Here is a 19,959-nt window from a genome sequence, read left to right as displayed (position 1 = left end):
TCTTTTACTCTTTAATTTATAAACTCTATAGTTCTTTAAACTTAAAATATCAGGTAAATTATAGAAATGTATTCTAAATACTTTCAAAGCGTGGAATATCAGTACATCTAATAAATTATTTTATCGCTTCTATTGTATTTTCAATATAATATATTAAAGCTTACTAATTATAATATATTATGTTAAAATACTCATATAAACTTGAGAGGTGAATATATGAATATATTTTATGGTGCATATGGAATTGATATATTATCGATATTTCTACTTATTATAAGTAGTCTTTTAAATATGAATCGTTACACTAACATGCTAGGATTACTTCTATTAATTCTAGTTGTTTATAGAACTTTCTCTAAGAACATCTATAAGCGTACAATTGAATTAAATAAATTTACTACTTTTGTAAACAAGCTTTTAAGTAAATTTGGAAAAAGGCTTCCTGATAACTTATCTAGAGTTAGTCTAGAGCATATAGGCTCATTATTTAATAACCTTAAGTATAAATTAAATCAAAAGGTTAAATTTAAGATAGTATCTTGCCCTAAATGTGGACAAAAGTTAAGATTACCTAGAGGGAAAAAATATATAATAGTAACTTGTAGAAGATGTTCTCATGAATTTCGTATAAAAACATAAAACCAATAAGACTCATGGCTAAATTAGTCATGAGTCTTATTCTTTCTTTAAATAAATGTATACTTTCTTCACTTTTTTAAAATTTATCCACTATATATTATTCTTTTACATATGGTAAACTTTGTATGAAATTGTTTTCAAAATATTATGATATTTTATTTACTTAATTTAAAAATTAATAATTTCATTCTAATCTAGAAAGGGGTATCTATATGTATTTAAGAAAGAAAAAGAGTAAAGGTGCAAAAATGCTAGTTCCAGCAGTATTAACCTTTACCCTTGGATTTAATCTTGTTTCCTGTTCCACGGGTTCTAATGTAGGAGACAACAGTAACATTAATTATAAAATTACAGCTGAACAAGAAACTGATCTTGTTATGCTAAATCAACCAACTGCACCTCATTGGTTCCCAAATGAACTTTTAGCTTGGAACCCATCAGAAGATAAAAACTTAGAATTCAATAAAAGTGTAGTTCCATTAGCTAAAAGAGTTGATAAAGAAAAACTGTCTCCTGTAAATAAAACTCAAAAGAAAGATATGAATGTTGTAGCAATATCAATAATGAATGCTAGTACTAGTGGAAATCCATCACAAGGCTCAAACAAATTTTCATCTAATACATTCTCATACTGGCAATATATCGATAAACTTGTTTATTGGGGTGGATCAAGCGGAGAAGGTATTATAGTTCCTCCAAGTGCTGATGTTACTGATTCTGCACATAAAAATGGTGTACCAGTCCTTGGAACTGTTTTCTTCCCAACAACTGAGCACGGTGGAAAAGCTGAGTGGGTTGATGAATTCTTAGCAAAGGACAAAGACGGTAACTTCCCTATGGTAGACAAGCTTATAGAAGTTTCTAAAACTTTAGGCTTTGATGGTTGGTTTATAAATCAGGAGACTGGCCTAACAAAAGGAGAAAATGACTTTATAGATCAAAAAGATACAGTTAAGGAAGCCGCAAAGATTACTAAAAAACATTCAGAGCTTATGCAAGAATTTATAAAACAATTCAAAGAAAAAGCAAATGATTTAGAAATAATGTGGTATGATTCAATCACTAAAGATGGTGAAATGGATTGGCAAAATGCTCTTACTGAGAAAAATGATTACTTCTTAATAGATGGCGATAAAAAGGATGTAGCTGATAGTATGTTCTTAAACTTCTGGTGGACTAATAAAAAGCTAGCCGATAAAGAACTTCTTAAAGCCTCAAATGAAAGAGCTAAAAAAGTTGGAGTAGATCCATATGATCTATATGCTGGTATAGACGTACAAGCTAATGGTACAAACACACCTATCCGTTGGGATCTATTTGAAGGAAAGGATAATACTCCATTCACTTCCCTTGGTTTATATTGTCCAAGCTGGACATTCTTCTCATCAAATTCTATAGAAGATTTCCAAGCTAAAGAAAATAGACTATGGGTTAATGAATTTGGTGATCCATCTAAAGATACAGAAGCTAAAGGAACTACATGGAATGGTGTTTCAAAATATGCTGTTGAAAGAACAGCTGTAAGCTCACTACCGTTTTCAACTAACTTTAATATAGGTAATGGTTATAACTTCTTTATTAATGGAGAAAAGGTATCTTCTCTTGACTGGAATAATAGAAGTCTTGCAGATGTAATGCCTACTTATAGATGGATTATTAATAATGAAGGTAACAATACATTAAAGGCTTCATTAGACTTTGCTAATGCATTCTATGGTGGAAATTCAATAAATTTATCTGGTAATTTAGAAGCCTCAAAACCTTCTACTATAAAACTTTATAGTGCTGACCTTGAACTTAATAAAAATGTTAAATTCTCAACTAGTGCTAAAGCAAGTAAAAAAGTAAATCTTGACTTAGTTTTAGAATTCCATGATGGAAGCACTGAAACTATAAAAGCTGATAAGCCTATTGAATCAGAATGGACAACAGTTACTTATGATGTTTCTAAACTTGCTGGAAAATCAATTAAGTCAATCTCTTATAGTGTATCATCAGACGAAGCTATAAGTAATCTATCATTAAACTTAGGTAATATAACAATAAAAGACTCTAAGGATTCTGATAAAGTTAATGTTACTAAGTTAAATATTGATGATACTAGCTTTGAAGAAGATAATATGTATGCTGGTGTAAGACTTTCATGGGAAAATGAAAATAAAGATGCTGTTAGTCACTATGAAGTATACAAAGTTAATGAAGATAAATCAAAAGCATTCTTAGGTGCTACTCCAAATACTACATTCTTCTTAAATGCACTTGAAAGAGAAGAAAAAGAAAATAAAACTAAATTTGAAGTAGTAGCTGTTAATAAAGATTCTGTTAGAGGGAAAGAATCATCTGCTGAGATGGAATGGCCAGCAAATGATATTCCTAAAGCAAACTTTACAGCATCTAAGACACTAGTTGCACCTGGTGAAAAAATAAAATTTGAAAACCTTAGCTCTAAAATAACTGAAAGTATAGAATGGAGCTTCCCTGGTGCTGATGTAGAAACAAGCACTGAAAACACTCCATCTGTAAGCTACGCTAAAGAAGGCGTATACTCTGTTACTCTAAAAGCTAAGAACGAAAAAGGTGAAGATGTTAAATTGCTAGAAGACTTTATAACTGTAACTAAAGAAGCTGATAGTAAATTTAAAGATCTTTCAAGCAAGAAAAAAGCTACAGCTTCAAGCTTTGTAAATGCCAATGAAGCTCCTGAATTTGCTTTAGATGGTAAGAGTGATACTAAATGGTGTGCAACTGGACCTGCTCCACATGATATAACTATAGATCTTGGTGCAGTTAAAACCGTAAGTGAAGTATATGTAGAACATGCTGAAGCCGGTGGTGAAGGCCCTGATATGAATACAGAAAAGTATTCAATAGAAGTAAGTGAAGACGGTAAAACTTTCACAGAGATAGCTGCTATAGATAAAAACAAGGCTGCAACTACATTAACTACATTTAAAGCTACTAAAGCTAGATATGTAAAAATTGTTGTGAACAAACCTACTCAAGGTTCAGACTCAGCTACAAGAATATATGGTATAGAAGTTCGTGGATTAGATGGAACCATCTAAATTAATTAAAAGTAGAAGCATTTTAATATGCTTCTACTTTACTTTTATACAATTTATTTCTTTATGTCATGCTAAATAAAATAAGCCAGAGATACTCTAATGTCTCTCTGGCTTAATAAGAACAATTTATTTATTTTTGTTCTTCCATAATCTTTTTTAATTTATTCTGAACTAGCCAAAGCTTCTTTTGCTTTCTATTATATGCAACTAGTTTAGATTTATTTTTTTTATTTAAATCAATTAATTTTATATATTCTTCATCTGCAATTTTAAGTGCATCTTGAATTACTAAAAGTTCCTCATCAGTAAACATTATATGTATCCTCCATCTGCTTAATAATCGCTACTATTATAACATAAGATAAGGCTACTTTTAATATAATTCTAAACTCTTATACTAAACTTTCTACATGGCCTTTTACTTTTACTTTTCTATAAATATCTTCTATTTTACCATCTGCATCTATAACAAATGTACTTCTTTCAATACCGAAAACTTTTTTTCCGAACATATTCTTTTCTTTTAATACATCATATAATTTGCAAACTTCTTCATTTTCATCTGATAATAAAACGAATGGTAAATCATACTTTGTAATAAATTTATCATGTGATTTTAGTGAGTCTCTACTTACTCCTAAAATTACAGTATTATTATTTAAAAACTTTTCATGATAAGCCTTAAAGTCTTGAGCTTCTAATGAACATCCTGGAGTATTATCCTTTGGATAAAAATATAGAATTACTCTTTTTCCTCTATAATCGCTTAATTTATGTTCTTTATTATCTGACCCCATTAAAGTAAAATCTGGAGCCATCATTCCTTTTTCTAAAACTTTGTTTTCCACAATATCACCTTCTATAATTATTTAACTAATAATTATTATTATATAATAAAAAGTCGATTAAATCAAATTTCTTTAATCTACCAATATAAATTTTATATTTTTATAACTAATAATGCTCTCCATTTTCATAATAAGAAGATTTATCTAAATTATAAAATACAACTTCTAAGCACTCACGATCCTTTTTAAAATAGTCTGTTACAACTTTTGCTACCTTATCTTGAACATCTTGTCCTCTATCAAACCATAATATATCAATCATTGGTGAAGGTTCCACTTCCATACCATCCATGATAAATGTATTCCCTATTATTTCTATAGTAAAATAATCTCTTGGGCATTCTATTATTTCTACTAATGAATCTATAAGCTTAGTACTTTCATTTTTAACCTCTTCTTTTGATATTCCTTTAATTTTTAGCATTGGCATAACTAATACTTCCTCTCTTTACTATTCTAGCTTTTTATAAGCCTATTTATAATTATTCTCTATTTACTATTATAATAAATTCAAGTTTATTTAGCATTAAATATATATTTTTTATTTATTGATAGATTTTACTATTTATGTTACGAAGTATTAAGTGTAAAGTAAAAATATACTAATAATCAAGTGCTTGAGGGGAAGGTAACAATGAAAATTGTGGAAGAAAATTTTATTGAACAATTAAAGAAAAAAAATGATAATGCACTATACTACGTAATTGATAATTATGGATGGATAATAAAAACTATAGTTAAAAAGCATCTATATAAGCTTCAAAATTATCAGGATGATTGCATAAATGATATTTTAATGGCAGTTTGGAGTAATATAGATAAATTTGATCCTAGCAGAAATACTTTTAAGAATTGGCTTGCTGGTATATCAAAATTTAAGTCTATCGATTATGTTAGAAAATATTTAAAAGAATTAGAACATGATAATATAGACGATCTAACTATAAGTATAAAAGATGAAGCTTCTTATAATATAGATAAAAATGAGTTGAATGATGACTTAGAGTCTCTTTTAAACTGTTTAAAAGAAGATGATAAAAGTTTATTTTTAAAGCTATATGTAGAAGAAGATGATATAGAAACTATATCTAGAAAAACTGGTGTTAAAAAAGAAATAATATATAACAGAGTGTCTCGTGGCAAGAAAAAACTAAGAGATATATTAAATTTTTCTCATGCAAGGGGGCTTTAAAAATGAAAAAAGATATTTATGAAATTTTAAATGATTCTAATATGGATATAGATAAATATAACAGATATGATTTAAATGATATAGAAAAAGAAAAAATGAAAAAGAACTTTAAAAATTCAATTAAAAATAAAAAATCTATAAAGAAATTACCAATAGCTATTGCTATATCACTTGTATTAACAACTGGACTTGTAACTACTAATTTAGGTTCTGAGATTTTTGTATCTGCATCTATTGCTACTTCTAACATATCAAGCTATCTTGGTCTTAATAAAAATTTAGATAACTACTCTACTATAATTAATAAATCTATATCAAAAAATGGAGTAACGATTAGTCTAAATGATGTTATACTAAACAATAATGAACTTATAGTGTCATCAACTATTCAATCATCTAAAGGCGATGCAACTAAAGAAGGATTTCATGAATTTGCCAAGATATTTATAAATGGAAAAAGGGTTGATTCTGGTTCTACTGGTAGTTCAAAAGCAATAGATAAATCAACGATGGAATCAGTAATAAATTATACATTGCCAGATGTTGATTTAAGTAAAGATCTAAATATAAAAATAATCTATTCTGATGTCTTAGTTGGAGATAAATTTATATATGGACCATGGATCTTTGAATTTAAAACTAATGGATCAGAGTTATCTAAAGATACTAAAATGATAAGTTTAGATAATAAATTTACACTAGATAATGGTAATGAACTAACTTTAACGAAATTTACTTCAAATGCTATTGGACAGGAAATATTGTATACTATGAAAAATAATAATACTGATGATAAAAGTGTATATAGCATAAAACTAATTGGCAAAGATAACTTAAATAATCCAATTGAATTTTATTTATCTTCTGGTGATGATAATGGCGGAATATTACAAATTGATCCACTTGTAAGTAAATTATCAGATAAGGCCACAAGTATATCCCTTACTCCATATGGATCTAAGCTCCCTGAAAAGTCAGGAAAACTTAGTGATGACTTCAAAAAAATCGGTAATGAATTTACTATAGATTTATCTAAATAACAAAAATCGCAATAGAATAATTAAATTCTATTGCGATTTTTAATTTAAAGGGCTGAGTTTTTTTACATTAATAAAACTTTTCTATCTATATGAAGTTTTTAGAGCCATCTTTAATACTTTTGGATTCTTCTTATATTGAGTTACTGGACAAATCTTCTTATCTTTTACTCCAAATAATTTATATATAGCTGTTCTTGCTGCACGTATTGAATATTCTTCAGTAAATACCATGTCTTCTGGAATTTCAACAAATTGGCTAATCATTGCAAAGTTTGTTGATCCATCTGGAACAACCTTTGGACGATCACTCATCTTACGAGGTTGGAATTGTGAATCTATATAAGGCATCATGCATGGTATTACATTTACCACAGTATCCATAAGCTCATCCATTTCATTTTCTAAATGTAAGTGATATAGAAGTTCTTCTAACATCTCTTTACCTGTACAATCACGCATTGGTTTCTTTACATAATCACCAATCTTTTCTGTGTATAAACCATAACCCCAGAAAATAGTTGTATCAAGTGGTTGATTCTTAAAGTGAGGTTGTGCTGCAACAACAATACTCATTAACCAACTTGAATCTTTAAATGTCATTAATGCACCACTACCTGGTATATTTCCTGTAATTTCTTCTATAATTTTTAATATCTTATTACCTTTACAAGTAACAGTGAAGCTTTCCCAGTTAGTTTCATCTGGATGACCAAAGAATGGCTCTGGATTACCAAGGCCTTCTTTCTTATTAGCTACTTTCCTCCAAAGTTCAGCTGAAATTGGATTACTTGGATTATATTCTGCTGGTGTATTCATATCTCCTAAAGTCGCACTATCAGTCATGCAACCATTTGTCATAATACATACATCACCAGAATTTAATTCAATGACTTTCTCTTCTCCATCTTGTTCTAAGTGTATAGCTGTTACTGTAATTTCATCTCCTGGTTTAAAATCTAAATCTGTTACTGTTGAATTTGTATTAAAATCAACTCCAAAGCTATCTAAATAAGCTTTTAATGGTAAAATTAATGAATCATATTGATTATATGGAGTACGTGTAACCCCTTCTAAAGTATCTATACGAGAAAATTCTAGAATCATACGATTCATATAACGTCTAAATTCAAAAAGACTAGACCATTTTTGGAATGCAAATGTTGTTTGCCACATATGCCAGAAATTAGTTTGGAAGAAATGTGGTGTATGGCTAAACCATTCTTGTATAGTCATATCATCTAACTTTTCTTCAGGAGTTATAAGTAATTTTCCAAGAGCCATACGATCAGCATTGTTAAATCCCATACTGTGAGCATCTAAGATAACTCCATACTTATCAACTAAACGTGCTTGTGAATGTGTTGGGTGTAAGTGGTCAAAGTTAAGTATTTCTTCAGTTACACTCATATTTGGCATATCTAATGAAGGTACACTTGAGAATAACTCCCATAAATTTTCATAAGTTTCTTCATTTAACATTCTACCACCACGGCATACAAATCCATTTACAGGATCTCCTATACCATCATTACTACCACCTAATATCTTCATTCCCTCAAAGATATGAATATTTTCCCCTTTAAAATTACAATCTCTCACAAGATAGGCAGCTCCTGCTAATGAAGCTAATCCACCACCAACGAAATATACTTGTCTATCTTCATTATTTATATCTAATACAGATTTTTCAGGTATTTGAGATTTATTTTTCATTTTTTTTGCAGCAATAGTTGCTACAGTTGCAGCTCCTGCTATTGCTCCTAAAGCAAGTAGTGCATTTCTAGTATTATCTTTGTTTGATTTATTTCTCATTTTTCTCATAAAACTCACTCCACTTCTTTATTGCAATTTATTACGTTTCTTATTTACATTATAGTTCAAAGCAAAATAATTGTATTTAGACAATATTATGCGTTTGTCTAAAAATATTATTCTTTATATTTAATACATATAATTATAATTAGAAATATTATTAAACTTAATAATATTAAAATAAGAAACTATATAAAAATATATTTTTATATAGTTTCTTATAAGATTGCATTATAAACTTTTTTATTAATACCAACTCTCTAAAATATTATCCTCTTTATTTCTAATCAGTTTAATTATTATAATATAAACACCTATTTAACATTATATATTTCTTTGACTTTTTCAGGTAAATCATTTGCTGTTACTTCTTCGTATGCTTTAACTTCATCATTTTTTTCAGCTACTTCTAAATATCTATCCACTTTTAATACCTTATTAGTTGTAAAATTTACTATTTTTTCATTACCTTCTCTATCATAACCTTTGATATTGTATTCATATTGAGTATAATGTCCTTGATTTTGATTACTGATATCTTTGTAATCCTTTGTGGTTTTAACATAATATCTTGTTGTTCCTAACTTAAGTAGTGTAGTTCTATTAGTTATTGTAAGTCCACCTCCAATTAATAATATAACTACTATTATTCCAATTACCTTTTTCATATATCTATCTCCTTTACAATTACTATAACTTGATTATAAATTTAAGCTAGATAATCTCATATTTAAATTCCTTACATTTTTCTTTCATTTATGTAAGTCTCCTAATATGTATCATAATCATCTGTAAAATATAGAACTTCTTCTGAGACTATAAATCTCTTTTTAGCTATCCTTTAAAGGAGTTTATTTTTATTTCTTCAAAATAAAATAGATCTACCTAAGGTTATATCCATTAAGTAGATCTACTTTTACTTTTATATATAATTAAATATTACATTTTACTATTTCTAAAAAATTTTCTAATATCTTAGCTGTCATTCCCCATATAACATAATCATTATATTTGTAGAATACAACTCTATAAGAGCCTTCTCTAAATTTATAATTCTTACCACCCTTTATATATTCATATGGAAAATCATCACTTGGAATAGTAATAATTTTATTTTCTACTGATTTTGCTTCAGTATTTAATAAGTAATCTAATGGAACAATTAGAAGTTCTTTTACTTCATCCTTATTTATAACAAAACTAGTACCATATTTTATATATCCTAAGAAGGGATATAGTACCATATTATTATTGGGTACAAATAAATCAAGTTCTGATATTATTTCTATATCAGAAGGCTTTATACCTATCTCTTCATAACATTCACGCATAGCTGCTTCCTTTGGAGACTCCCCGTCTTCTATTGAACCTCCTGGAAAGCATATCTCTCCTGGATTATCTTTTAAACTGTCATTTCTTACTTCAAATACAACATTATATTCACCATCTATTTCTATTATAGGGACTATTACAGAATAATATTTTCTTCCATCCCCATCATTTATTCCAGCCTTATAATCTTTAAAAACCTTCTTTAAAAAATCTCTCATATTGCCCTCCATACTCCATTAAATTCATTATAAATAAAGTCCCTTATATATTAATATTATAAGCAGGTTTTTAATTTTATAAAACCTATACTAAAGTTTAATTATTTACCCTTTACTTCTGATATAAATTCATCTGTAGTTCTTACTCTTCCTATTCTAGAGAAAATATATTTTACAGTACAATCATGCGCCTCTTTGCTTCCTGTAGCCATTGCATCTGTTATAAATATTTGATTGTATCCATAACTAAAAGCTTCACGTGCTGTACTCTCCACACCTATATTAGTTGCAATTCCACATAAGACTATAGTATCGATTCCTCTTCTACGTAACTCAATATCTAAATCTGTTCCAAAGAATGCACCCCATTGACGCTTTGTAACTTTATAATCATCTTCTCTTACATCTAATTCTTTCACTAAATTAGCCCATCCCTTTGGAGGTATATTAACACTTCCCTGCTCCTCATCCGTTACTGGCATTAGCTTGTCTTTTCCATCTAAGAAATCAACATTTACAAAACTTATAAATCCATTATTTTCTCTAAATAAATCTACAAGTAATTTTGCTTTCTTTACTACTTCTCCACCATTATGCATTTTTACTATTCCTTCTTGTAAGTCAATAAGTACTAATGCTGTCTTTTTAAAGTCTAAATTTAAACTTTTCATATTAAAGTTTCCTCCTCATGCATTACTAATCTTCGCATCTCTTTAACCTATATCTTAATCTTAGCAACTTTTTATTAGATTATTTTATAAAATAATTTAATTGAATTATATAATCAAATATTTAATCAATACAATTAACATACTATAAATTAAGTATGAATAATTATTTCTATTATTATTAACTTAATGCTATCTAATAGCATTTATCAAACTTGCGAAATTAAATTATGTTATTTACAATGTATTTTATAAACTTAAGAAAAAGAAGGGGATCGATATGGAAGAGACTTTAAATTACGACTCTCTACTAATTTTGACTGTAGTAGCTTTCTTCACGCCATTTTTAGTAGCAAAGTTAAAGAAAGTAAAAATCCCTTATCAGGTTGGAGAAATCTTTATAGGAATTATTCTTGGAAAAAGCTTTTTAAATGTTATAAAACCTGATGTTTGGATTTTATTTTTATCAAACCTAGGTCTTGCTTATCTAATGTTTCTAAGCGGCCTTGAAATAAATTTTGATGATTTAAAATTACAAGATAATGAATCGATTATTGATTCAAAAATATTTTTAAGTGTAAAGATGTTTATTATATCTCTTATAGTATCAATAATACTATCTTTCTCATTAAAATTTGTTGGAATAGACAATGGAACACTATTCTTTGCATTACTATTTACTGCTGCAGCCCCAGCATTACTTGTTCCTATATTAAAAGCAAAGCATATTTTAAATAGTGATTTTGGGCAATCTTTATTAATTTTTGGATTAATTGGTGAACTAGTAAGTTTAATTGGGATAACCTTTATATCATCAGTAACTACTTATGGATTATCACTTAAAAGTTTCACATTTTTAATAATATTTGGTGCTGCTTTTCTTATGTATTTTTTAGCTAAAATTTTATTTAAGATAAATGACTTTTCAGCAGTGGCTTTTAAAAATTTACATTTAAGTGTTAGAGGGGCCTTTGCTCTTGTATTAGTTCTAGTAGCAGTTGCTGAAAAAGTTGGTTCTGAGATTATACTTGGATCTTTCTTAGCTGGAATAATATTTTCACTACTTGTTGGAAAAGCAAAAGAAGAAATATCTCACCAATTAGATGTAATTGGCTATGGATTTTTAATACCAATATTCTTTATTATGGTAGGTGTAAATATAGACTTAAATGCTATAATTGAAAACCCTGGTTCTATTGCAAAGATACCTGTATTTTTAATTATTTTCTTCTTAGTTAAATTTATACCTTGCTTATTACTAAAAAAGAAATATGGTATAAGAAATTCTTTAGCATCTTCAATGATATTAACAGCACAGCTTAGCTTAGTAATAGTTGGAGCTCAAATGGCTTTAAACTTAGGATATATAAATAATTCCGATTACTCTGCTTTCGTTGTTACTACTGTTATATCATGTATTTTATTCCCTATACTTTTTGAAAAATTAATAGTTGAAGATGAAAATACAGTCCAAAAAGTTAAAGAGGAAGAAAAAATAATAATACGTGAATTCTTAATTAGTAATGAATGGTATCTTGGTAAATCATTAAAAGAGTGTAAATTACCAGTTGGATGTAGAATTTTCTCAATTATTAGAGATGATGAAGAAATAATGCCTACTGCTGATACTGTACTTGAAGCAAATGATTTAATAATACTAGCTGGTGTACGTCATGCAGTTGAAGATACAATAAATATGCTAACAGTCTGCAATTTATCATTGCCAGACTAAAATAAAAAATACTCAGTAGCAATTAGTTACTGAGTATTTTTATTTATATATATTCACTAAAATCCAAATTCAGCTCTTCTTCTTTTATTTACATAGTTTGCTACTCTCATCTTAAATCTTTCTGTCTCTTTATAGCTATAAAAGTTTGTAAGATCTGCTGCAAGAAATAGACTATCTAAAACTAAATATCTTAAATCTTTTAGATTATTTTCATTATCCTCTGAAACTACCTCTACATCACTCTTTTCCATTATCTCTTCAAATTTAGCTTTATAATTTTTAAGCTTTTCTAATTTTTCTTCACTATAATTCTCTAAATTTTCTTCAACTATATTATTTACAAAATCTAAAAATTCTTTATTTATAATATTATATTCTTCATATGTCATTACTAAACTCATTATTAAAACCTCTTTCTAAAATATATATTTATATATTAACATTTTAATTTTATATAAAAAAGTAAATATTATTTTTAACTCTCTTTACTTATATAAATGATGAAATATATAAGTTACTTTCCAAAATTCGCTGCTTATATAGATTACATATTAGAATAATTCTTAGGATAAACTATATTCAATATGATTTTAAAAGGCAGGTATTAATTATGAAGAAATTTTTTAAGATATTTATAGTATCATTTTTAATTGTTTTAAGCATTCCTATAACAGCAAAAGCCTCTAATAACCAAAATTACATAATAGAAATGAAAAGAGATATCTTGTCATTAATGCTTGCTTATCCCGATTATATAAAGGGTGTAGAAAAGACATCTAATGATAAAGTATATATAGTTATGAAATCTGGCAAAAAAATTCTATATGATGATAAGAGAGAAAAAAGCCATGATGAAAAATTAGCTAATCCTGATATACAAGATATGATGGAACAATACTATCCACTTACTAAAAATAACTCTGTTGTGGATAAAGGCCTTGATCCAGGTAGAGCTAGAAATTATGATTTATTAAATGAAGTATATGGAAGTTCTAAAAACGCTATAGAAAAAAATTTATCTAGACTTAAATACGGTTATACTAATTATCAATTTAATAGTCAAAATTCCGCTAATGCCTCATTAGAAAATGCCCTAAGAGAGATTATTCCATTATCAAAAGGACGAAATGATATAGGTGCTATATTATATCCTGCTAGTGGTACTTATAATTATAGAGTTATATCTGGTACAGGAAGGCTTAGTCCTCATGCCTTTGGAATTGCCATTGATTTAAAAAGTGATCCAAGAGATTATTGGAAATGGAGCTCTAAAGAAAAAGGAAGTAAAAGAGTTTCAGAATATCCTACTGAATTAGTAGAAGCATTTGAAAAAAATAATTTTGTTTGGGGGGGGAAATGGAATCACTTTGATATATTGCATTTTGAATATAGACCTGAAATCATTCTAAAAGCCAGATATTTTTCTGATAATAAAAATAGCGAAAACTGGTTTGATGGTGCTCCCATAGATGAAGAAAACACTAAGAACTATATAAATTTAATTGATGAAAATTTAAAATAATTTATTCTCTATGAAAGGGGTGATAAATCTAATGTTAAAATCAAAATCTTATTTTAGATATTTTAAAATATTTATAATTGCTTTTATTTGTTTATGTACAATTTTTATGATTCCTTTAAAAGCTTTTGCAGAAGGTAATTCAGATGATGAAATGAAAAATTTTGTTAAAAATATATTCTTATCAAAGAGTAAATCAGTGTTAACTCAAGATTTAGATTCAATTGAATCTTTATATGATACAGATACAAAATATGGTCAATGGGCTTATGAATATGAAGAGCGAAAAGTAAAGTATATTAATAACTGGGCTAAAAAGCAAGGCGTTAAATTTACTGATATAACTCCAGATGTAGTGTTTAGAAAAGTTAAAGTTTCTGATAAGGTCTGCTCTTTTTACGTACTATGTAATACAGAATATAAATATGTTTATGAAGATCAACCTCATATAGAGAACTCTTCAAGAATAGGAACTTATCACTCAATTAATCTTACTAAAAAGGATGATGAGTGGATAATAACAAAAGAATGGTACACTGATCCATTTGCTGATTCATTAAAGCTTGAAGATATTAAAATGGATAAAATTAAAGAGTATATAAATGCTCAACCACCAAGAGATCTATCAGCTATTAACGATAGACGAAAAGAGGCAATTTCTTATGCTGATCAATATTGTGGTTCTGCAACAGCAAAAGAATATGGATATAAGTACAATAAAAAATATCGAGACTTTAATCCTGAAGGTGGCGATTGTGCAAACTTTGCATCTCAAATTTTACATGAAGGTGGAAAGTTTAAGAAAAATGCTATTTGGAATTATGCAAAAGGTAGTGCTACTGCACCTTGGATAAATGCTGATAAATTTACTCATTATATGATAGGAAGTGGCCGAGGCTATGTTCTTGCTAGAGGTAGTTATGAACAAGTGTATAAAGCTTCTTACAAACTTTTACCTGGAGACTTTATAGCTTATGAGAAAAAGGGGGATATAACTCATATATCTATGGTTACTGGTGCTGACTCTAAAGGATATTCTTTAGTAACTTGCCATAATACAGATAGAAATAACGTTCCTTGGGATTTAGGATGGAGCAATAAAAATATGAAATTCTGGTTAGTAAGAATGAACTATTAAAATAAACCACTCATACTATGAGTGGTTTATTTTTTATCTTTTATTTAATTTTTCTCTTATAGTCTTTTTTACTGATGTATAAGTAACTATAAAATATCCACCATATACGATTAAAAGTACAACAACAGTTATAATTATATTTTTAAATATACTTTCATTTCCAAATATAGATACTATATCTGAAGAAACTTTAAGTCCTACTATTGAATGAACTAATGCTAATGATAAAGGCACCATAAAATATATTCCTATTTGAATTAATAAGGATTTATTTATAATACTATCATCAACGCCTATCTTTCTAAGTAACTTATATCTTTCTAAATTATCTGTTGAGTCACATAATTGTTGAAGCGCTAGTACGGCAGCTGATGTTACTAAGAATATAATACCAATATATATTCCTAAATAAGCTATCATAACTCCAGTACTTACTTGTGATGATATTAGATCATCTTTTGTTATTAAGAAAATATTCTTTTCTTTATTATCTATAGCTTTCATTTTTTCTTTCAATTCTTTTTCTATTTCATCTTTATCTCCCTTTAAATCAGTATTTAAAAAGGAGCTAATAGGCTTTAATCCATCTACTATAGAATCATTTACTACAAATGTACATATATTATTTTTCAGCATTTGATTATAAGTAGTTATATCTAATACACTTCTCTTAGAAGGCGTAAGTTTATATCCATTAATATTTATTACTTTATTATTATCTACTGATCTTTGAAGACTACCTATCATATCTTGTATATCTCCAAAAACCATATAATTATTTTTCTCTAATTTGACTGTATTCTTACCTAACATCTTCATAATATCATTAAACTTTGAAAGTTTTATTACTTGAATATCCATATTTTCAGATATAGGGTAATAAGATTTTCCATCATTAATTCCTTCTTCATCTAGAAAATCTCTATATTTAACTCCACTATTAAAATTAATATAGCTTACATATTCATTTGAATATTTTTTAATATCTACCCCTTTATTTTTTAATACCTTATCTATATCTACTCCTTTATTACTCCAAAATGTTGCATCAAACTGTGTAAGGTCTTTAATCTCTGAATTTAAAGCTTTATTTATTCCAAGCCCTCCTGAAAATGTACATATCGCTATAAATAACATTAAACATATAAATGTCATAGATACAAATGTTGTATTTATTTTACTGTTAATTTGTCTAAACACAAACATATTTAAATCTCTTAAATATATTCGCTTATTACTTTGCACTACCTTTAAGAAAAATCCTGATATTGAAAAGAAAAATAAAAATGTTCCAACACTTCCCCAAAATACACTTATCAAGTCAAGTTTAGCTATTCCATTATCTAATATATTATAATAAGCATATCCTATCATAATAATACTTATTATAAATATTATTACAGATATCCAAATATTTTTTACTCTTAATTTTTCATTTTTCTTAGATGCTATTAATAAGTCAATTAAATTAACCTTATTTATTATTATTGAATTAAATAATAATACTATAATATAAATTATTCCAAAACAAATTATTGTTTTTAAAAATGCATTATACGAAAATATAAATTGAAACTTTGTAAGATTCACTTTAAACATATTAGCTGTTAATATAGATAGTCCTTGTGATGCTAAGATACCTATAAAAAGTCCAATTACTAATGATGTAATCCCTATTAATAATGTTTCTATAAATATTATCTTAGATAATTCACTCTTCTCCATTCCAAGTGTCATATATATACCAAATTCCTTTTTTCTTCTTTTTATTAAGTAATTATTAGCATATACAATCAAAAATCCTAAAATAAATGATATGAATATTGAAGCTACTCCTATAACATTTTGCATTGAATCAAATGATTCTGATTGTGAGGAATTTAAATCCATCATAATACTTTGAGATTTTATTGAATTAAATGTGTAGAATACACATACAGCAAATATAAGTGTAAAAAAATATATTGTATAATCCTTTAGACTTCTTCTTAAATTTCTTAAAGCTAGCTTAAAATACATCTCTAGAGTCACCTCCAAGAACTGCTATAACCTCAATAATTTTGCTAAAGAATTCTTTTCTTGTATCATTTCCACGAATAAGTTCATTAAAAATCTTTCCATCTTTTATAAATAATATCCTATCTGCATAACTTGCTGTAAAAGCATCATGAGTAACCATAAGTATTGTTGCACTTAGATTTTTATTTAAATCATCTAAGCTTTCTAAAAGCACCTTAGCGGACTTTGAATCTAATGCACCTGTTGGTTCATCTGCTAATATCATTTTAGGACTTGTAACTATTGCTCTTGCAGCTGCAACTCTCTGTTTTTGTCCTCCTGATATCTCATATGGAAACTTTTTTAAAATTTCTTCTATATTTAATCTTTTTGAAATCCCTTTAACTTTCCTATCTATTTCTTTATGATCTAGCCTTAAAATACTTAAAGCTAATGCTATGTTTTCATATACAGTTAATGTATCAAGAAGACTAAAATCCTGAAATATAAAGCCAAGCTCTTCACGTCTAAACTTAGCTATTTTCTTAGCATTTAATTTTGTTATATCATTACCTGATATAAATATCTTCCCACTTGTTACTTTATCTATAGTAGATATGCAATTTAAAAGAGTTGTTTTACCTGAACCTGACGCCCCCATAACTCCAATAAATTCACCTTCATTTACTGAAAAGCTTATATTATTTATAGCCTTTGTAATATTGCCCTTTCTTCCATAGTATTTCTCTATATTACTAACCCTTAATACTTCTTTGCTCATAACTTTCCCTCCAAAATTCTTTCTATGATTTTATTTTAGTCTTCATATAAAGTTACATCCATAATAGAACCTAACAGAAAACTTACAAACTTGTCACATAGAATTATAAAACTAATCAAAGAGCATCATTTTATTAATTGGAAATAATATAGATACTTTAGTTCCTTCATTTAATGAAGATTCTAGCTTTATTTTGAGCCCAAGCTTTAAGCATAACTTATTACAAAGATATAAACCTATACCTGTTGATTTAGTAAACCTACGTCCGTTTGAACCTGTATATCCTTTATCAAATGCTTTTAAAACATCTTTTTCATCCATTCCTATACCATTATCTTCGATATTTAAAATTATATTTTCATCACTTTTTTCAGAATAAAACTTAAGTATACTGTTATCTTCTCTTCTATACTTAATTGAATTAGATATTATCTGATTTAATATAAATTCCACCCACTTAGAATCTGAATAAATAATATCTTCTATATTGGTTATATCAATTTTTATTTTATTTTCTATTAGTTGATTTAAGTTTTTCTTTATAGAGTTGTTTATACAATCTATTAGCTTTATTTCTTTTATAATATAATCCTTCTCAAGTGCATTACTTCTTGCATAAAATAAAGCTTGTTCTATGTAATTTTCAACTTTTTCAATCTCTTCTCCTATACTTTCTGTTACTGGTAAATCATTATTCTCTATTAATAACCTGCATGTTGATATTGGAGTTTTTATTTCATGAACCCAAAGTTCTATATATTCCTTATATTCACCAATATTAAGCTTCAACTTTAAAATCTCATCATTCATAGATTTATTAGTTTCTTGTATTATGCTATATAATATTTTCCCATCTAAAAAATCTGCTTCATCCATAACCTCAGAAATTAAATATTTTTTATCTAGTGATTTTAAATTACTTAAAACTTCATTATAGTATTTTTTCTTTTTTATATACTCATAAATATGAAATACTATTATTCCGATAAAATTTATAACTACTATAAAGATTATTGCATATAAATTTACTTTTAAAGCCTTTAATAGTACTCCTGTAAATACTAGTATTAAAATATTTATTATTAAAAATATTACTCTTTCCTTAAAGAACTCTATTATACTCATATTAATATATATCCTTGTCCTCTTTTAGTTTGTAGATAGTTATTAGCACCTATCTCTTCTAATTTTTTTCTTAATCTATTTATATTTACAGTTAGTGTATTATCATCTACAAATTCATCTGATTGCCATAATTCTTTCATTATTTTATCTCTTGATATTATCTTCTCTTTATTCTTCATAAACACATATAAAATTTTACTTTCATTCTTAGTTAATTCTATTTTATTTCCATTAAATTCAGCTTCACTTTGAGATAAATTATATTTTAAATCTCTATATTGGAATACTTCAATATTTTCATTATTATAAGTTCTCTTTATAACTGATGTTATTCTAGCTAATAAAATTTGAGGATTATATGGCTTAGTTACAAAATCATCTGCTCCTAAATTCATACTCATAAGTTCATCAACATCACTATCTCTGCTTGTAACTATTATTATAGGAACGTTACTCTTTTTTCTCATCTCTCTACATATATAATAGCCATCATAATATGGAAGATTTACATCTAATAATATTACTGTTGGATTATAATCCAATGCTTCTTCAATTACATTTTCAAAATTATCTACAGCTTTAGTTTTATATCCATACCTTTCTAAGAATGTACTTAACTCTACTTTTATTTTCTCTTCATCTTCTATAATAAATATTTTATTATTCATACAATTACACCTCTTATCTACTATATATAAATATATTTACTTTTATATTATAACAAAATATTCAAATTAATCTTTATTATAGAAATAGAAATCACTCTTGCCTTTAGCATTTAATGAAGCTTAATTGCTAAATTAAATAAAAGCCTAGATATAACTATAAACAGTTATATCTAAGCTTTATATT

Annotated in this window: 19 protein-coding genes; 7 read left to right on the top strand and 12 right to left on the bottom strand. The window is 27.0% G+C overall.

The window, feature by feature from the left end; genetic code table 11:
- Nucleotides 1–216 precede the first annotated feature (216 nt).
- Both ACQPUW_RS03655 and ACQPUW_RS03650 read left to right on the top strand, forming a co-directional pair.
- The gene (locus ACQPUW_RS03655) at nucleotides 217–639 is read left to right on the top strand and encodes a hypothetical protein (protein WP_430836139.1); all 423 of its coding nucleotides are present in this window, start codon (nucleotides 217–219) and stop codon (nucleotides 637–639) included.
- A gap of 212 nt (nucleotides 640–851) precedes the next feature.
- The gene (locus ACQPUW_RS03650; RefSeq protein WP_430836138.1) at nucleotides 852–3,704 is read left to right on the top strand and encodes an endo-beta-N-acetylglucosaminidase; all 2,853 of its coding nucleotides are present in this window, start codon (nucleotides 852–854) and stop codon (nucleotides 3,702–3,704) included.
- 130 nt (nucleotides 3,705–3,834) lie between these two features.
- Here the strand turns inward: ACQPUW_RS03650 and ACQPUW_RS03645 are convergent, their stop codons facing one another.
- From ACQPUW_RS03645 to ACQPUW_RS03635, 3 genes are all read right to left on the bottom strand, one after another.
- Nucleotides 3,835–4,017 carry a hypothetical protein gene (locus ACQPUW_RS03645; RefSeq protein ID WP_430836137.1) on the bottom strand — a complete coding sequence of 61 codons (183 nt, stop codon included), beginning with the start codon at nucleotides 4,015–4,017 and terminating at the stop codon, nucleotides 3,835–3,837.
- 79 nt (nucleotides 4,018–4,096) lie between these two features.
- Complete coding sequence (locus ACQPUW_RS03640) at nucleotides 4,097–4,525, bottom strand: peroxiredoxin (RefSeq protein WP_430837272.1); 429 nt, start codon at nucleotides 4,523–4,525, stop codon at nucleotides 4,097–4,099.
- 133 nt (nucleotides 4,526–4,658) lie between these two features.
- A complete protein-coding gene (locus tag ACQPUW_RS03635) occupies nucleotides 4,659–4,982 on the bottom strand; it encodes a DUF1904 family protein (protein ID WP_430836136.1) in 324 nt (107 codons plus the stop codon).
- Between the two features lie 204 nt (nucleotides 4,983–5,186).
- Between ACQPUW_RS03635 and ACQPUW_RS03630 the strand changes: the two genes are divergently transcribed.
- Nucleotides 5,187–5,744 carry a sigma-70 family RNA polymerase sigma factor gene (locus tag ACQPUW_RS03630; RefSeq protein ID WP_430836135.1) on the top strand — a complete coding sequence of 186 codons (558 nt, stop codon included), beginning with the start codon at nucleotides 5,187–5,189 and terminating at the stop codon, nucleotides 5,742–5,744.
- Between the two features lie 2 nt (nucleotides 5,745–5,746).
- Nucleotides 5,747–6,784 (top strand): DUF4179 domain-containing protein, encoded by a 1,038-nt coding sequence (locus ACQPUW_RS03625; RefSeq protein ID WP_430836134.1) that lies wholly within the window; start codon nucleotides 5,747–5,749, stop codon nucleotides 6,782–6,784.
- 81 nt (nucleotides 6,785–6,865) lie between these two features.
- Here ACQPUW_RS03625 and ACQPUW_RS03620 read toward each other — a convergent pair whose 3' ends face one another.
- The 4 genes from ACQPUW_RS03620 to ACQPUW_RS03605 form a co-directional block, all read right to left on the bottom strand.
- A complete protein-coding gene (locus ACQPUW_RS03620) occupies nucleotides 6,866–8,596 on the bottom strand; it encodes an oleate hydratase (protein ID WP_430837271.1) in 1,731 nt (576 codons plus the stop codon).
- Nucleotides 8,597–8,910: 314 nt separating this feature from the next.
- Entirely contained in the window at nucleotides 8,911–9,264 is a 354-nt protein-coding gene (locus tag ACQPUW_RS03615) for a YxeA family protein (protein ID WP_430836133.1), read from the bottom strand.
- 264 nt (nucleotides 9,265–9,528) lie between these two features.
- Complete coding sequence (locus ACQPUW_RS03610) at nucleotides 9,529–10,146, bottom strand: NUDIX hydrolase (RefSeq protein ID WP_430836132.1); 618 nt, start codon at nucleotides 10,144–10,146, stop codon at nucleotides 9,529–9,531.
- A 101-nt stretch (nucleotides 10,147–10,247) separates the two neighbouring features.
- Nucleotides 10,248–10,817: an isochorismatase family protein gene (locus ACQPUW_RS03605; RefSeq protein WP_430836131.1), complete on the bottom strand. Its 570-nt coding sequence runs from the start codon at nucleotides 10,815–10,817 to the stop codon at nucleotides 10,248–10,250.
- A 277-nt stretch (nucleotides 10,818–11,094) separates the two neighbouring features.
- On the opposite strand from ACQPUW_RS03605, the gene ACQPUW_RS03600 reads away from it, so the two are divergent.
- Nucleotides 11,095–12,546 (top strand): cation:proton antiporter, encoded by a 1,452-nt coding sequence (locus ACQPUW_RS03600; protein ID WP_430836130.1) that lies wholly within the window; start codon nucleotides 11,095–11,097, stop codon nucleotides 12,544–12,546.
- Nucleotides 12,547–12,602: 56 nt separating this feature from the next.
- Here ACQPUW_RS03600 and ACQPUW_RS03595 read toward each other — a convergent pair whose 3' ends face one another.
- Nucleotides 12,603–12,947 carry a hypothetical protein gene (locus tag ACQPUW_RS03595; protein WP_430836129.1) on the bottom strand — a complete coding sequence of 115 codons (345 nt, stop codon included), beginning with the start codon at nucleotides 12,945–12,947 and terminating at the stop codon, nucleotides 12,603–12,605.
- A 209-nt stretch (nucleotides 12,948–13,156) separates the two neighbouring features.
- On the opposite strand from ACQPUW_RS03595, the gene ACQPUW_RS03590 reads away from it, so the two are divergent.
- A complete protein-coding gene (locus tag ACQPUW_RS03590; protein WP_430836128.1) occupies nucleotides 13,157–14,068 on the top strand; it encodes a M15 family metallopeptidase in 912 nt (303 codons plus the stop codon).
- A 31-nt stretch (nucleotides 14,069–14,099) separates the two neighbouring features.
- Complete coding sequence (locus ACQPUW_RS03585; protein WP_430836127.1) at nucleotides 14,100–15,203, top strand: amidase domain-containing protein; 1,104 nt, start codon at nucleotides 14,100–14,102, stop codon at nucleotides 15,201–15,203.
- 33 nt (nucleotides 15,204–15,236) lie between these two features.
- Here the strand turns inward: ACQPUW_RS03585 and ACQPUW_RS03580 are convergent, their stop codons facing one another.
- The 4 genes from ACQPUW_RS03580 to ACQPUW_RS03565 all read right to left on the bottom strand — a co-directional run bounded on the left by ACQPUW_RS03580 (nucleotide 15,237) and on the right by ACQPUW_RS03565 (nucleotide 19,775).
- Nucleotides 15,237–17,222, bottom strand: a complete 1,986-nt coding sequence (locus tag ACQPUW_RS03580) for an ABC transporter permease (protein WP_430836126.1) — start codon at nucleotides 17,220–17,222, stop codon at nucleotides 15,237–15,239.
- On the bottom strand, nucleotides 17,212–17,982 hold the full coding sequence (locus ACQPUW_RS03575) for an ABC transporter ATP-binding protein (RefSeq protein WP_430835118.1): 771 nt from the start codon (nucleotides 17,980–17,982) through the stop codon (nucleotides 17,212–17,214). Before ACQPUW_RS03575 ends, ACQPUW_RS03580 begins: the two co-directional genes overlap by 11 nt.
- 111 nt (nucleotides 17,983–18,093) lie before the next feature.
- Nucleotides 18,094–19,107 carry an ATP-binding protein gene (locus ACQPUW_RS03570; RefSeq protein ID WP_430836125.1) on the bottom strand — a complete coding sequence of 338 codons (1,014 nt, stop codon included), beginning with the start codon at nucleotides 19,105–19,107 and terminating at the stop codon, nucleotides 18,094–18,096.
- Nucleotides 19,104–19,775: a response regulator transcription factor gene (locus ACQPUW_RS03565; protein WP_430836124.1), complete on the bottom strand. Its 672-nt coding sequence runs from the start codon at nucleotides 19,773–19,775 to the stop codon at nucleotides 19,104–19,106. Before ACQPUW_RS03565 ends, ACQPUW_RS03570 begins: the two co-directional genes overlap by 4 nt.
- Nucleotides 19,776–19,959: the final 184 nt, after the last annotated feature.

Source organism: Clostridium sardiniense (assembly GCF_050584765.1).
Classification (GTDB): domain Bacteria; phylum Bacillota; class Clostridia; order Clostridiales; family Clostridiaceae; genus Clostridium; species Clostridium sardiniense_A.
This window is presented reverse-complemented; position numbering and strand designations above follow the sequence as displayed.

Bases quoted from the DNA above. Each gene is read 5' to 3' on its own strand.
- ACQPUW_RS03615 (WP_430836133.1), bottom strand. From the start codon at position 9,264: ATGAAAAAGGTAATTGGAATAATAGTAGTTATATTATTAATTGGAGGT.
- ACQPUW_RS03610 (WP_430836132.1), bottom strand. From the start codon at position 10,146: ATGAGAGATTTTTTAAAGAAGGTTTTTAAAGATTATAAGGCTGGAATA.
- ACQPUW_RS03630 (WP_430836135.1), top strand. From the start codon at position 5,187: ATGAAAATTGTGGAAGAAAATTTTATTGAACAATTAAAGAAAAAAAAT.
- ACQPUW_RS03600 (WP_430836130.1), top strand. From the start codon at position 11,095: ATGGAAGAGACTTTAAATTACGACTCTCTACTAATTTTGACTGTAGTA.
- ACQPUW_RS03590 (WP_430836128.1), top strand. From the start codon at position 13,157: ATGAAGAAATTTTTTAAGATATTTATAGTATCATTTTTAATTGTTTTA.
- ACQPUW_RS03575 (WP_430835118.1), bottom strand. From the start codon at position 17,982: ATGAGCAAAGAAGTATTAAGGGTTAGTAATATAGAGAAATACTATGGA.
- ACQPUW_RS03640 (WP_430837272.1), bottom strand. From the start codon at position 4,525: ATGATGGCTCCAGATTTTACTTTAATGGGGTCAGATAATAAAGAACAT.
- ACQPUW_RS03655 (WP_430836139.1), top strand. From the start codon at position 217: ATGAATATATTTTATGGTGCATATGGAATTGATATATTATCGATATTT.
- ACQPUW_RS03580 (WP_430836126.1), bottom strand. From the start codon at position 17,222: ATGTATTTTAAGCTAGCTTTAAGAAATTTAAGAAGAAGTCTAAAGGAT.
- ACQPUW_RS03565 (WP_430836124.1), bottom strand. From the start codon at position 19,775: ATGAATAATAAAATATTTATTATAGAAGATGAAGAGAAAATAAAAGTA.
- ACQPUW_RS03625 (WP_430836134.1), top strand. From the start codon at position 5,747: ATGAAAAAAGATATTTATGAAATTTTAAATGATTCTAATATGGATATA.
- ACQPUW_RS03585 (WP_430836127.1), top strand. From the start codon at position 14,100: ATGTTAAAATCAAAATCTTATTTTAGATATTTTAAAATATTTATAATT.
- ACQPUW_RS03650 (WP_430836138.1), top strand. From the start codon at position 852: ATGTATTTAAGAAAGAAAAAGAGTAAAGGTGCAAAAATGCTAGTTCCA.
- ACQPUW_RS03605 (WP_430836131.1), bottom strand. From the start codon at position 10,817: ATGAAAAGTTTAAATTTAGACTTTAAAAAGACAGCATTAGTACTTATT.
- ACQPUW_RS03645 (WP_430836137.1), bottom strand. From the start codon at position 4,017: ATGTTTACTGATGAGGAACTTTTAGTAATTCAAGATGCACTTAAAATT.
- ACQPUW_RS03635 (WP_430836136.1), bottom strand. From the start codon at position 4,982: ATGCCAATGCTAAAAATTAAAGGAATATCAAAAGAAGAGGTTAAAAAT.
- ACQPUW_RS03570 (WP_430836125.1), bottom strand. From the start codon at position 19,107: ATGAGTATAATAGAGTTCTTTAAGGAAAGAGTAATATTTTTAATAATA.
- ACQPUW_RS03595 (WP_430836129.1), bottom strand. From the start codon at position 12,947: ATGAGTTTAGTAATGACATATGAAGAATATAATATTATAAATAAAGAA.
- ACQPUW_RS03620 (WP_430837271.1), bottom strand. From the start codon at position 8,596: ATGAGAAATAAATCAAACAAAGATAATACTAGAAATGCACTACTTGCT.